This window comes from Candidatus Cloacimonadota bacterium, from assembly GCA_034722995.1.
Classification (GTDB): Bacteria; Cloacimonadota; Cloacimonadia; order JGIOTU-2; family JGIOTU-2; genus JAGMCF01.
In genome coordinates, this window is the sequence record JAYEOL010000042.1 from 1 (window position 1) to 14412 (window position 14412).

The window sequence follows — 14412 nt, forward strand, 5'->3', positions numbered from 1 at the left end:
ATTGCTTCTTCAATATTAGCACCAATAGATGTTCCACTTCTTAAAATCTGCTTGGATAATATATATTCTTTCTTACTATTTTTTAGATATTATATTTATATAGATGGATAATTCTTATTGCAAATTTATAACTTTTTTCAGCAATTATATTATTTTGTTTCATAAAAAATAACTCTTAAATTATAATTCTTAATTCTTAATTGCTTTAAGAATCCTTTCTGGAGTAAGTGGTATTTCATCAACAAAAATTTTAGTTGCATTATAAAATGCGTTACGCAAAGCTGGAGCTGGAGCATTCATTGGAATTTCTCCAAGACCTTTTGGGAAATCACTATCTGTATGAATAAATTCAACATCAATATCAGGAACATCACAAGAAGTTGGTAATGCATAATCTGTGAAACCTTGAATTCTTCCATAATCCTTTTTATAGAAAAACTCAGTAAGTCCATAGCCAACACCTTGCACAATTCCACCTTCAGCCTGACCTTCAGCTATTTTTTGATTTACAACATACCCAACATCAAAAACAGCCCAAATCTTCTTTGGCTCAATTTTATATATTTCTGAATGATAAAATATTTCTGCAATGCAGGCAACCCACGAATAATCTCTATACGCAATTCCTTGAAAAGTCTCATCATTGAATATTACAGATGTATCAGGGATAAAATTCAATTTATATTCTTTTGGAAATTCTTGAATGTTATTCTTTATATAACTTTCAATATCAAAATTTAAATCCTTCCGAATTTTAAAAGACAGTTTACGAAGCAGATTTCCAACAATATAAATCGTTCTTGAAGCAACAGTTGGTCCGCTATTTGGAGTCTTACTTGTATTTGGAATTTGCACAATAATTTTTTCAAATGGATATTTAAGAGCCTTATTAATCAATTGAGCAAGTGTCGTATGTGCACCCTGACCCATATCAACATTTGATACAAAAACTTTTATTATACCTGATTTTTCAATTACTATTTTTACTTCTGAGTTGAGAACTCTCTCTCCATTTCCAGTATAACCGCTACCATGATATCCAATAGAAAGCCCAATCCCTTTTTTATCTTTGTGGGTCTTATTGAATTCTGCGAATTCATTATTCTTTTTATGATAGTTGGATTTTTCAATTACTCTTTCAAAACAATCTAAAAGATGATTTTCTGTAATCTTCTGGCTGCTGGGAAATTCATCACCGATTTTGAAAATATTCCTTTTTCGGAAAATGTATGGGGCAAGATGCAAACTTTCAGCAATCCTATCAATATGAGATTCAATAGCAAAGAATGCTTGCGGAGCACCGAATCCACGAAAGGCTCCATTTGATGGAGTATTACTTCTTAGTAATCTGCCTTTTATAAAAACATCATTACAGGAATATCCTCCCCCTGCATGAAGGACTCCACGAGAAAGCACGACTGGAGAAAGGGTTTGAAATGCGCCAGTGTCCAATCTATAATCAATATTCACCTTTTTGATTTTTTGAGTTTTTGGGTCCGTATAAGTATCAATTTCAACTCTTGAAGGATGGCGTTTGGTTGTAATTTGAATATCATCACTTCTATCCAGAACAATTTTGACAGGTTTTTTACTTTTATATGACAGCAAAGAAGCGATTCCTGCAACTATATTTGGAAAATCTTCTTTACCACCAAATGCTCCGCCAATTCCTTCTGAAGTTTCAACAATTGCTTCTTTTATTGCATCTCCCATAATAGATTCTACAGCATCTTTTACAAAGAATGGACATTGCATTGTGCCTTTAACAAACATTGTTTTGTCAGTAGAATTATAGACCGCTATCATTCCCTGAGGCTCAAGATAGGCTTGCTCTTGAAGAGGGGTATAATAAACAGAATGATTATGAATCCAATCTTTTTTAGGTTTAACATTTTTTGTATGATCAATAATAATTGTTTTACCAAAGGAATTAGCTTCATCGTTTAAAGTTTCTTTAACATCGGTTAATGCAGGTAGTTCTTCAAAGTCTATCTGGATTTTATTGATAAATTCTTTTAATATTTCTTTTGATGGATGAGCGATTCCCATAATTATCTGCCCAAAATGAACCACTTCCTTTTTTGCCATAAATGGCTGGTCATATTCTGGCTCGGGCACAATATTTTTTCCAGGGATATCTTTAACAGTAACAATTGTGAAATCCGATATGCTATAATCTTTGGGAAAGTTTATTTTTTTGATTATTCCATGATAAATAGACGAATATAGGAATTGTCCATATATCATTCCATCATAAGAATAGTCATCCAAAAATTTTGCTTCGCCTTCTAATTTTTTCCGAGCATCGACTTTTCTAACATCTTTCATATGAAAATCACTCTTCTTTATCTCAATTTGGGATAAACCCAAACCTACCCACCAGTTTGCGGGTAGCAACAGGTTTATCCTGTTGCTGTAATTAAAAAGAAACTCATCTCTTTAAACAATTTGAAATTTCTTCTTCATTTGTCAGATAGTTCTGGTTTTCCCATGTAAACAGAATATGTATATTTCATCATAATTCCTATTTGGGATAATCACTAATTAACTTTTTGACTGCTGATAAATTTGGAGAAATTGCATCTGGAATAATTATGTTATTTTCAACTGCCTTTAAATCTTTCAAACCACTTCCTGTTATTAGAACCACATTTTTTGAGTTTCTATTTATTTTATTTAATTTGTCAAATTTTAGCATTCCAGCAAAGGAAGCAACACCAGCGGGTTCTGCAAATATTCCTGTATTCTCACTTAAAAGTTTTGAAGCAGAAATTATTTCTTCATCAGAAACGGAAATCCATTCACCATTATATTCTTTTATAAATCCTTTAGTCATCCAGAAATTTCGAGGAATATCAACTGAAATGGAATCAGCGATTGTATGGCTCTTTTTTGATATAAATTTTTCAGATTCAAGATTTCTAACAACATTATCGCTTCCTTTGGATTGAACTGCAACTATTGTGGGAATTTTATCAATAATACCTAATTTCAACAAATCCTCAAATCCTTTATAAACACCAGATATAATAACTCCATCACCAACTGGCACGAAAATTCTATCAGGTAATTTCTGATTTAGTTGTTGAAATATTTCAAAGGAAACAGTTTTTTTGCCTTCAATCGTAAATGGATTATAGGCTGTATTACGATTATACCAGCCAAACTCTTTTGTAATTTTAATACTCAAATCAAAAGCATCATCATAAGTGCCATTGATTGGGATGACATTTGCTCCATACATTGCAATCTGAATTAATTTTGCTTTAGGTGCAGAAGATGGGACAAAAATAATCGCTTTCTGGTTTTGAGAAGCACAAATGCCTGCTAATGAAGAACCAGCATTTCCAGTTGATGCTGTTACAATGGTGTCAATTCCATTTTCTTTGGCATAAGCAGAAACAAGGTTTGAGGCACGGTCTTTAAAAGAAAATGTCGGATTCTGTGAGTCATCCTTTATGTAGAGTTTGAAAGGAAGTTTATATAACCTTGCGCCCCGATTTATCGGGAGAAGTCTTCGCAAGGATTTAATCTCATAAAGTGGAGTCTTACCAACTTTTAAAAAAGAAAGGCTTTTCGTTGAATCAATTGGCAGTATTTGAATAAAGTCATTATTTATTAATTCTTGAAATAGATTTTCGTTATTATATAAATCTTTTATTTTTTGGTAGTTATAAACAGTTTTTAAAATTCCTTGAGGAGGAGTATTAGAATTGTTTCTCTTTTCACAATCAGGGCACAAATATGATACTTTATCAGGTGGATATTTCTTTCCACAAGTTATACATTTAAAATAAAATTTATTTTTCCCTTGAAAATCTCTTTTTTTGTCCATTGTCCGAGGAGTCGTCATGGATTTATCCTTCGCAGTAGCAGTTCTACTGCTACGAAGAACGGGCCACTCCATGACGAACTTAAATTGAATATCTTTAATGTCAGGGAATGGTCCCTGACAACTCATTAATTTTCATAGTCCTTTGCGTCCCGATTTGTTTTCGGAACATGTATTTTTCATCTGAAAATACCTCACCGCAGAGAACACAGAGATAATAAATATAAAAACTCTCATTCCCATCCGTCTTGGCTCGGCCAAGCCGAGACAGAAGCCCTCCCCTCCCCGATTTAATCGGGGATAATTGGGGATTGGGAATGCTTACACATTAATTTTTTTTTTCGGTGTCCTTCGGTGTTCTCGGCTTGCCCCGTAAGGAGGCACGACTGTATCTGGGTGGTTAATTTTATTCATACTCTTTCAACAAACCGGTTCGTTCATTAAATTCATTGATTTCTTCATCCCATTTATTAACCTTTGCAAATTGATTCTTCCAATAATTTTCATCATACCACTGAGCATTCAATTCATCAAGGGTTTTACCTTGTTGTTCAATCCATGTAAAATATTTCAGATTATGCATACGCCTTTTATCATAATAAGTCATTTCTATCATATTATCAATGGTAATTCCCATTAAATCGGCATCAAAACAGATAGCCGCCTTTTCGTGATTGTATTCACCAAACTTTTCTCTTTCTTCAATTAAGCGGGATAGGTACATTTCCATTGAATCGGTAGCAACAGTCAATATAACATCATTTCCATTCATTTCGTAATATTTTGCCATTTTGATTGCACCCATTAAATTTGCGATAGATGAAATTCCTAAAAGGTCAAGTTTGTTCACTAACTTGGCATCAATTTTTTTATCTTCTATTAGAAATTTCTTTCCTGCCTGTTCATTGAACAACCTCATAATGTGCATATTTGGTTCATCATCTATATCGGCAACCATATCCATATTTTTTACATTATGAATCCAGGGAACATGTTTATCGCCTATTCCTTCAATGCGATGACCTCCATATCCATTATAAAGTAAGGTTGGGCATTGAAGAGCTTCTCCGGCACAAACTTTAAATCTCGGATATAGCTTTCTAAGATAATCCGCACATCCTAATGTTCCTGCTGAACCTTGTGTCAAAAACAACGCACTGAATTTATCTCTTTCTCGTTTTTCCTTGTTGAATACTTCTTCCATTGCTGGACCTGTAACAGCATAATGCCAGAGTGCATTTCCAATCTCATTGAATTGGTTCAGGTTCACAATCTCGTCTGGTTTGGCATGACATAATTCTTTTGCTTTATCGTAAATTTCTTTAACATTACTTTCACAACCGGGAGTAGCATAAACTTCTGCTCCGATTTTACGCAACCAGTCAAATCGTTCTTGGGACATCATTTCTGGCAAGATAGCAATTGATTGGCACCCAAGAAGATAAGAATCATAAGCTCCACCACGACAATAATTTCCAGTTGATGGCCAGAGAGCTTTCTGTGTTGTAGGGTCAAATTTACCACTTACAAGTTTTTCTACAAGGGGACCGAAAGTAGCTCCAACTTTATGAGAACCTGTTGGGAAAAATTTCCCAATCAACATAAGAATTCGTGCTTTAACTCCAGTTAATTCTGAAGGCAATTCAATATAGTTAACTCCACCAAAACCACCTCCGAATTTTATCGGTTCATTTTTCCAGGTAATTCGGAAAAGATTTAAAGAATTCAAATCCCATAAACCAATATTTTTTAATTTATTTTTTATTTTTTCTGGAATTAATTCTGGATTACGCATCTGTTTATATGTAGGAATAATTATATGTTTTTTCTTACATCGTTTTATTGTATTTTCAAGTATTTGTTCTTTCGTTTTCATATTTTTTCCTTATTAGTTTCAAAGTTGCAGAGTTGCAGAGTTACAAAGTTACAAAGTTACAGAGTTACAAACTTGCAAAGTAGCAGAGTTGCAAAGTAACAAAGTTAGATGGAAATAAAGTTCATTTCACTTTGTCACTCTATTTAACAATCCTCGTTCCTGTTTTACCTTGGAGAGCATCAACAGCATTTTTAAGAGAAGTAATTATTGCTCTTTCTCCACCACCTTTTATAAATCTGATAGCAGCAGTTACTTTGGGTCCCATACTTCCGGCGAGGAAATGTCCTTCTTCAAGATATTTTTCTGCTTCTGCAACGGTTATCTTCCCCAAAGCTTTTTCGTCTGGTTTGCCAAAATTTATATATGCATTTTCTACATCAGTTAAAATCAAATAGATATCTGCATTAACAGATTGAGCAAGTTCATTTCCTGCTTTATCCTTATCAATAACCGCTTCCAGACCGACTAAAGTTCCGTCGGATTTTTCCATCACTGGAATACCACCGCCACCTGATGCGATAACAATTGCATGTGCATCCACTAACGCCTGTATGCAGTCTGATTCAACAATACCATAAGGTTCAGGTGAAGGAACAACTCGTCTCCAGTTTTTTTCTCCATTTGGCTTGACTTTTTTTACAGCATAGCCTTTTTTTTCTTTTAATTCTAAAGCCTTTTCTTTAGTATAAAAAGGACCAACAGGTTTGGTGGGATCATCAAAATCAGGGTCATCTTCTCTCACCAATACCTGTGTTATTACAGTAACTATTGGAATGTCTTTACCTTTTTGCCTAAAATAGTTTTGCAGTGTATTCTGGAACATATATCCAATTTGACCTTGAGTCATAGCTCCCACGACATCCATCGGTTGTGCCGGAACAAGTTTATTTCCCTCTTCCTGCTGAATAAGAAGGTTACCTGCCTGAGGTCCATTTCCGTGTGTAATGATTAATTTATATCCCATTGCATTTATTTTTACAAGTTGCTCACAGGTGATTGCAACATTTGCAAATTGCTCTTTGGCAGTTCCTCTTTCATTTGCTTGTTTTATCGCATTTCCGCCAAGTGCAATAACTACTAATTTCCTATTATCATTTTCCATAGATTCTCTCCAGTTTTAAATTTTAACTTTCATTCCAGCAATCGTCATTGCCATAATTGCTTTTTGGATATGTAAACGATTTTCAGCAATATCAATTATGATAGACCTATGTCCACTTGCAACCTCATCAGTAACTTCTTTTCCCCTATCAACAGGCATTGGATGAATAAACAAACCATTATTGGTCCCTTTCATCCGCTCTTCTGTGCATATCCAGTTTGTCATTTTACTTGCTCTGTCTATTTCTGCTTGTTTACCTATTTCATAAAAATCAGGTCCGAACCAGTTACGAGAATAAACAAATTCCACATCATTTGAATAAGCTTCATCAGGACTGTTGCAAATATCAAATGTCTTCCCATTAGCTTTGCAATTTGCTTTTACTTTTGCTATCTTTTCTTCGGGAAGGTCATAACCTTTTGGAAAAGCTAATCGGACATTCATTCCCAAGCGAGAAGTAATTAAAAGATTTTCATGAACTGAACAATACGAACGAGCCAAGGCACTATGAGCCCAGGTCATAAGAATTGTCTTTCCGTTAAGGTTTCCTTTGTGCTCCCTCATTCCCATCACATCTGCAAGACCCTGGCAGGGATGATACTTATCATCAGCCATATTAATGACAGGAGCGTTCATATATTTTGCATATTCTCTGAGAAGAGCATCACCCTCACCATAATTTTCTACAGAGGTCTCCAGAATTCTAATTCCCATTCCACAACAGTATCTATCAAGTACCTTTGCAACATCTTCTATGGTCTCACCTGCTTGAACTTCAATGCCACCTTTAGTTTTTCTCAATCTCATTGCTGCTGGTTCCAAAAATTGTGCATGACCACCTAGCTCTGTTGCAGCAGCTTCAAAAGAGATGCGGGTTCTTAAAGATGGATTGTAGAAAAACATCAGAAAAGTTTTATCTTTTAGGAGCTCATTATATTTTTTCCCGAACCTATCTGATTTCATTTTCTTCGCTAATTTCAAAATTGCTTCAATTTCTGATATGGAAAGTTCCTGGGTGCATATTATATCTCTTCCTGTTAGATCAATTAACATAATTTTCTCCATAAATTGAAATTGCATGCGTTCCCAATCCCCAATTCAATTGGGGAGGGCTTGGGAACGAGAGGTAATTTCATTTTACATTTATTATTTTTTCCCGATTTATCCATTCTCCGTAGTCCCGATTCAATCAGGACGAAGGATGAATCGGGATCCCGCTAGAGGCGGGAAATTTTTCTATAATCTACCACCCATAAGAAGTGCCATTATAGCTTTTTGTGCATGCAGGCGGTTTTCAGCTTCATCATACACAACACTTTGAGGACCATCTATAACTGCATCTGTAACCTCCATATCGCGGTCCGCTGGTAAGCAGTGCATATAAATACCATTTTTATCAATTAATTTCATTCTTTTCTCATCACAAATCCAGTCTTTATTTTTTTCGAAAAGAGATTTCATGCCATCCAGATTTTCGTGTTTTACAATTTTACCATTTTCATTTACTTTAGCAAAATAATCAAATGCACCCCATGATTTAGGATAAACCACTTGTGCTCCTTTGAAAGCATCCTCCATATTGTCAGTCTCTTCAAATGTGCTATTGTTCATTTCAGCATATTCTTTACATTTTTTTATAACTTTAGAGTCGAGTTCGAATCCTTTTGGACGCGCTAAGACAACATTCATTCCCAAAAGCGAAGGAGCGAGAGCAAGGCTTTGCGGAACTGCAAAAGGTTTTGCAGTTGAGCCTGAATAAGCCCAGCTTATCACAAATTTCAGTCCTTTGAACTGACCGAATTTTTCCTTTATTGTAAGCATATCTGCAAGAGCCTGGCATGGGTGATAAACATCATCTTCCATATTTATAATAGGGATATCTGCATAATATGCAAATTCTTTTAAAGCTTCATGAGCAAAACCATAAATCCAATTTGAGGCTTTTCCATACATTCTTATTGCGATAGCGTCACCTGTTCTACTAAGAACCTGTGCGACATCACAAATTCTTTCGGTTTTATATGGAATTTCATATCCTTTTCGTGCAGGTGTATAAGTTTTTGCCGGTTCAAGGTCTATATGATAACCGCCAAGCTGTTGAATTCCAGCAGCAAAAGTGCTTCGTGTTCTTAGAGAACTGTTAAAAAACATTGTATAAAGTGTCTTACCTTTTAAAATATGTGATGTATCTTCATTCAAAGTAAAACGAGTTTTAAGTTCTTCTGCAAGATGAAGTAAAGTTTCCCATTCTTCCTTTGTATAGTCCATTTCAGGACTTAGCCAGTCCCTTCCATAGAATTTATTTGAACGCACTTTTTCCTCCAATAAGTTTTCGTTTTTTGTGTACTTATTTAGTATAATTGTAGTATATTACAAAAATATTGTTTGTCAGAAGATACAGGATAATCGGTGTATTTTGTAGATTGATAACAAAATACTATTTGTAATTTTTAAATCAATCATTATCCATAGTCTCCTTAATTATTTTTTAAATAAATTAATTCCTTAGAATTCTGTCAAACTTTTTTCATTTGTTGCAAAAACCCGACTCGGGTTTAATAGATTAAAGTAAATACTTATAATCTTTATACACTTTCCAGATAATTTTTATGACATCACTTAATTCATCGTTAAAGGCCGGAATCCCAGATATAATTTCTCCTTCATCATTAAATTTTATATCATAAATTTTATTATCTAATCTTATTCTAAACTCCAGCGATTCAGAATTTTTCAAAATAAATCCATTATTTTTACTGTTAATAAAATCTTCTTCATTCCAAAAAAGAGTTAGTTTATCTTTATAAGGTTTACCATTTTCATAAGGGCAAAAAGTCGCACAATTTCCACACTCATTACACATTCCGTCAATATGGATGATTTGATATATATTATTAAAATTACTACTTTTAGTTTTTATTGCAACATTTGCACGATTCGGACAGACTTCTACACATCTATTACAAATAAGATTGCATTCAAGACATCTTTGAGATTCTTTTTCAATTTGATTGTCAGTTTCTAAGCCGTTTTCACTTTTTTGTAAATATCCTTTTTTAATATTAATATCATTAATTCTCTTATCAACACCTGCAATATTAATGGATTTCTCATCTTTTGGGGGAGATATTCCTTCCTTTATTAAAATAGAATTAGCAATCTTTGTTCCATCAGCAATCGCTTCAATAACAGTTGAAGGACCTCTCAATGCATCCCCTCCAATATATACATTTTCAAGATTCGTTTCCAATGTATCCTCATTAACAAGGATTCTATTTTTATTGAATTCAATTCCATTTTCTAATAAAAATTTTGTATCAACTACTTCTCCGATTGCAGAAATAGCAGTATCTATTTTAAACTCCTCAAATTCGTTTTCAATAGGAATAGGCTTCTTCCTACCTGTATTATCTTTTTCTCCAAGTTTCATTTTTTGGCATTTAAGTATTTTATTTGAAAAGGATACAGGATTAAGAAGTTCTTTGAATATAACTTCTTCAGCAATTGCGTTATTAAATTCTTCAATATTTGCTGGCATAAATTCCTTTGTTCTTCTATAAAGTATAAATACTTTTTTAACGCTTTTAACTCTCGTAGCGGCTCTTGCACCGTCCATTGCAGAATTTCCTCCACCAATAACTGCTACATTTTCGCCAAGCTTGATTTTTGCCTTATCAATGTTGAATTGTTCTAAAAATTCAATAACAGAAATAATATTTTTTTTATTACCATTAATTCTTAACTTTTCTGTTTTGCCAGAGCCAATTGCTAAACAGATATACTTACCTTTCTCTTTTAAATCCTTTATAGATAATACTTTTTTTACTCCATGTTGAAATTTTACTCCCATCATTTTGATAATTTCAATATCATTTTCAATCGCTTTCCTGGGAAGTCTAAAATCTGGTATAACATACTGAACTGTTCCGCCGGGATTTTTTCTTTTATCAAAAATTGTAACATCAAATCCATATTTTGATAGAAAATATCCTGCAGATAGTCCTGTAGGTCCTGCTCCAATTATGGCAACTTTTGATTCTATTTTCTGCTTGGAAGGAGTGATCTTCCCAATAATTTTTTCAAATCCCTTTTCCGCTGCAATGCGTCTAAGATCGCGAATTAGAAGAGAATCTTCATAATAGTTACGGGTGCAATTCAACTGGCATTTATGGTCACAGATATAGCCAGTAATAAACGGCAAGGGATTTTTCTGGAGAATTAATTTCAATGCTTGTTCATACTGCTTGTCGTTAATCAATTTTATATATTCAGGAATATCCTGATGAATAGGACAATTTTCAACACACGGTGTTAGGGCACAATCAAATAAAGGTAATTGTTTATTTATTTTATGATTATCAGTAATCTTCTTATTTTTGAAATAATCCTTATTCTGTATAGCTGAGTCTGCAATTAATTTTAGCTTTTCATTATCTATTTTATTGGCATTATAGTTTAATAAACTTTGCTCAAGATCTTCTGCCAATTGTTTTAGCCTGAGGTAGCCGCCTGGTTTAAGTAAATTTGTTGCTAAAGTAATAGGGTAAATACCAGTTGCAAAAATATTTTTTATATTGAAATGTGAAGCTCCACCTGCATAAGAAATTTTTATATCGCCTTCAAATTCTTCTGAAATTTTCTTTGCTAAGTTAATTGTTAATGGGAAAAGTGTTCTCCCACTCATGTACATTTCATCTGTAGGAAGTTTTTGCGGAGAATTTATTACAGGAAGAGTGTTAGATAATTTTATTCCAAACTCTCTATTATGTTTAATTGCAAAAGTTTTCAATTCTTTCAACATTTGAATTGCATCATTATACTGAAGGTCATTTGTGAATGATTCTTTTTTTAATTGAATGTAGGAATAGCCCATTTCATTAAATAAATTTCTCACATAATTATAACCTAAAAGTGTTGGATTCAATTTAACAAATGTATGCAGGTTTTTCTCTTCTATAAGATATTTGCAGATTGCTTCCTGTTCTTCTGGAGGGCAGCCATGCATTGTGGATAAAGTTATTGAATTGGAAATATTTGTAGATATATTATCAATATAATTATCAATATTATCAGGGACTTGCGGGTAATTTATTATCTTAAGTTCTTTTTTTAAAGTATGTTTGCATTTATTAAAATATTCATTTTTGTAAGCATCTTTCAAGCCTTCAATGAAACTATCTATTTTTGGACTTTTTATCCCAGATAGGTCATAACCAACACTCATATTGAAAACAAACGCTTTCTCCTTATTTTTTGATAAAGAGAATATTTTCTTGATAATATGTATAAGAAACCATGCTTTTACATATTCTTGGTAAGCCTGACTAACAGTTAATTCAGTTGACCACTCAGTATTATAACCTTCGTCTTCTGCTTCTATACAGGGTTTTTCAATATCTAAATCATCTTTAATCTGAACAGTTTTTAACTCAAAAAATCTTGCTCCGGAGAGATAAGAAGCAATGATATTTTGTGATAACTGAGTGTGTGGTCCAGCAGCTGGTCCAATCGGAATCTCACAATTCTCTCCAAATATTTTTATATGACTTTTACTATTCTTACTGAAAAATTTTACCTCAGGTATTCCAAATATTGATTTATGTTGTTTGTATTCTTCAAATATCCATTGAATTAATTTTTTAAAGGGGATTGGTCGCATTATTTTACCGCATATTATGCCGAGAAGTTATTTTTTTTATTTCAAATTTAACTCACTCTTGCATACTCAACTTGTGAACCAATTTTAGAAAGGACTATTTGCCATAACTGATTTTTGTGTGCTCTGAAGGAACCCGCAGAACTCAATAAATAATAATTCCACATTCTACGGAACCGTTCATCATAATTGTGCTTAATTTTCACCCAATTTTTCTGAAAGTTCTTATGCCAGACCATTAATGTTTTATCATAATATGTTCCAAAATTGTGCCAATCTTCAAGTTTGAATATTCCCTCGTATGCCTTGGTAATTTGTTTTGCTGAAGGGAGCATAGAATTTGGGAATATATATTTACTAGTCCAAGCTTCCCCTGACCTTACAGATTTATTGCTTGCAATAGTTTGTAATAAAAATAAACCATCATTTTTCAAGCAACGGTCAACAATTTTCATAAATTTTCTGTAATTTTTATAACCCACATGTTCAATCATACCAACAGAAACAACACGGTCAAATTCTTTTTTAAGATCCCTGTAATCTTGAAATCGTATTTCAACATCAAAATCCTTACATTGTTTTCTGGCAAGCTTTACCTGTTCTTTGGAAACAGTAATGCCAACCACTTTAGATTGGTATTTCTCTGCAGCAAATTTTGCAAAACCTCCCCATCCGCAGCCAATATCTAAAACACTCATACCTAGCTCCAATTTTAGCTTTCTACAGATTAGGTCTAATTTGGCTTCCTGTGCTTCATCAAGGTTTTTTGAATCCTTCCAATAGCCGCAGCTGTAATTCATCCTTTTGTCGAGCATATTCTTATAAAGAGCATTACCAATATCGTAATGTCTTTTTCCAATCACATATGCTTTTGATTTCCTCTGTTGATTAATCAATTTTGCTTTTAGGAAATCCCATATCTCATGCCTGCCTTTAACCTTTTTATCCAAACCTGCATTTAATATTTTGTAGATTAGCTGATCAATAGCTTCACAGTCCCACCAACCATCCATATAAGATTCTCCTAATGCAAGGGAACCACCTGCAAGAACCCTTGAATATAAATCCTGATTATTTACTTGAATATCCCAGGGTCTTTCTCCATTAATCTTAACATCTGCATTAGCGAGAAGAAGTTCAATTGTTTGTTTCATGATTTTGCCCCTCTCTTTAAATTATTTCCTATTTAATCATTTTTGCAGTTGCCTTAATTGCCTGAATAATTTGTATATAACCTGTACATCTACAGAGATTTCCAGAAATTGCTGTTTTGATTTCTTTTTCAGTTGGATTTGGATTTTCCATCAGCAACGCAGTTGCACTCATTATCATTCCAGGGGTGCAGAACCCGCATTGGACAGCACCATATTTGATAAAATTTTCTTGTAATTTTGATAATTTGCAATTAGTTTCCACACCCTCAATAGTTATGATTTCCTTACCCTGAACTTGACTGGCAAGCATCATGCAGGAGCAGACCGCTTTTCCATTCATAATAACTGTGCAAGCACCACATTCTCCAATTCCACATCCTTCTTTGGTTCCTGTTAGTCCTAATTTTTCTCTTAATATGTCCAATAGACGCATATTATCAGGCACATCTAAAATAACAGTTTTTCCATTTACTTTAAATTTTAAGTTTATCATACTTTTCCTTTCTCGGTCATGGATTTGCACAGATATTATTTCAGCCACCTGCCTTTTCACCCTTCGTAGTTGCACTACTACGGAGAACGGGCGTCAAACTACGGCAAGGCAAGCAGATTTACACAGATATACACGGATACTTTTTTAACCGCAGATTCACCCCATGAAATATAGTGGCTTACATTTTTCTGCGATTATCAGTTGCTATATCCTTTAATGCATCAACAAACATATTAATAAAAACAGGAATTTTATATTTTCCTGACCAGCGATTTCCTATTGAATCATAAATTATTTTA

Annotated in this window: 9 protein-coding genes and 1 pseudogene; all 10 read right to left on the reverse strand. The window is 33.5% G+C overall.

The window, feature by feature from the left end; all coding sequences use genetic code 11:
• Positions 1–163: pseudogene (locus U9R23_05210) on the reverse strand (four helix bundle protein).
• 26 nt (positions 164–189) lie between these two features.
• Positions 190–2397: a xanthine dehydrogenase family protein molybdopterin-binding subunit gene (locus U9R23_05215; GenBank protein ID MEA3475820.1), complete on the reverse strand. Its 2208-nt coding sequence runs from the start codon at positions 2395–2397 to the stop codon at positions 190–192.
• Between the two features lie 127 nt (positions 2398–2524).
• Positions 2525–3835, reverse strand: coding sequence for a threonine synthase (gene thrC / locus U9R23_05220; protein ID MEA3475821.1), 1311 nt, complete (start codon positions 3833–3835; stop codon positions 2525–2527).
• Positions 3836–4238: 403 nt separating this feature from the next.
• The gene (locus U9R23_05225) at positions 4239–5708 is read right to left on the reverse strand and encodes a pyridoxal-phosphate dependent enzyme (GenBank protein ID MEA3475822.1); all 1470 of its coding nucleotides are present in this window, start codon (positions 5706–5708) and stop codon (positions 4239–4241) included.
• A 139-nt stretch (positions 5709–5847) separates the two neighbouring features.
• Entirely contained in the window at positions 5848–6810 is a 963-nt protein-coding gene (gene arcC, locus U9R23_05230; protein ID MEA3475823.1) for a carbamate kinase, read from the reverse strand.
• Between the two features lie 15 nt (positions 6811–6825).
• Positions 6826–7863 (reverse strand): ornithine carbamoyltransferase, encoded by a 1038-nt coding sequence (locus U9R23_05235; protein MEA3475824.1) that lies wholly within the window; start codon positions 7861–7863, stop codon positions 6826–6828.
• A 183-nt stretch (positions 7864–8046) separates the two neighbouring features.
• Positions 8047–9123, reverse strand: coding sequence for an ornithine carbamoyltransferase (locus tag U9R23_05240; protein MEA3475825.1), 1077 nt, complete (start codon positions 9121–9123; stop codon positions 8047–8049).
• Positions 9124–9373: 250 nt separating this feature from the next.
• Entirely contained in the window at positions 9374–12469 is a 3096-nt protein-coding gene (gene ygfK, locus U9R23_05245; GenBank protein MEA3475826.1) for a putative selenate reductase subunit YgfK, read from the reverse strand.
• Positions 12470–12516: 47 nt separating this feature from the next.
• Positions 12517–13620, reverse strand: a complete 1104-nt coding sequence (cfa, locus tag U9R23_05250; GenBank protein MEA3475827.1) for a cyclopropane fatty acyl phospholipid synthase — start codon at positions 13618–13620, stop codon at positions 12517–12519.
• A 28-nt stretch (positions 13621–13648) separates the two neighbouring features.
• Positions 13649–14113: a (2Fe-2S)-binding protein gene (locus tag U9R23_05255; protein ID MEA3475828.1), complete on the reverse strand. Its 465-nt coding sequence runs from the start codon at positions 14111–14113 to the stop codon at positions 13649–13651.
• Positions 14114–14412: the final 299 nt, after the last annotated feature.

Bases quoted from the DNA above. Each gene is read 5' to 3' on its own strand.
- arcC (MEA3475823.1), bottom strand. From the start codon at position 6,810: ATGGAAAATGATAATAGGAAATTAGTAGTTATTGCACTTGGCGGAAAT.
- cfa (MEA3475827.1), bottom strand. From the start codon at position 13,620: ATGAAACAAACAATTGAACTTCTTCTCGCTAATGCAGATGTTAAGATT.
- ygfK (MEA3475826.1), bottom strand. From the start codon at position 12,469: ATGCGACCAATCCCCTTTAAAAAATTAATTCAATGGATATTTGAAGAA.
- thrC (MEA3475821.1), bottom strand. From the start codon at position 3,835: ATGGACAAAAAAAGAGATTTTCAAGGGAAAAATAAATTTTATTTTAAA.
- U9R23_05235 (MEA3475824.1), bottom strand. From the start codon at position 7,863: ATGTTAATTGATCTAACAGGAAGAGATATAATATGCACCCAGGAACTT.
- U9R23_05225 (MEA3475822.1), bottom strand. From the start codon at position 5,708: ATGAAAACGAAAGAACAAATACTTGAAAATACAATAAAACGATGTAAG.
- U9R23_05255 (MEA3475828.1), bottom strand. From the start codon at position 14,113: ATGATAAACTTAAAATTTAAAGTAAATGGAAAAACTGTTATTTTAGAT.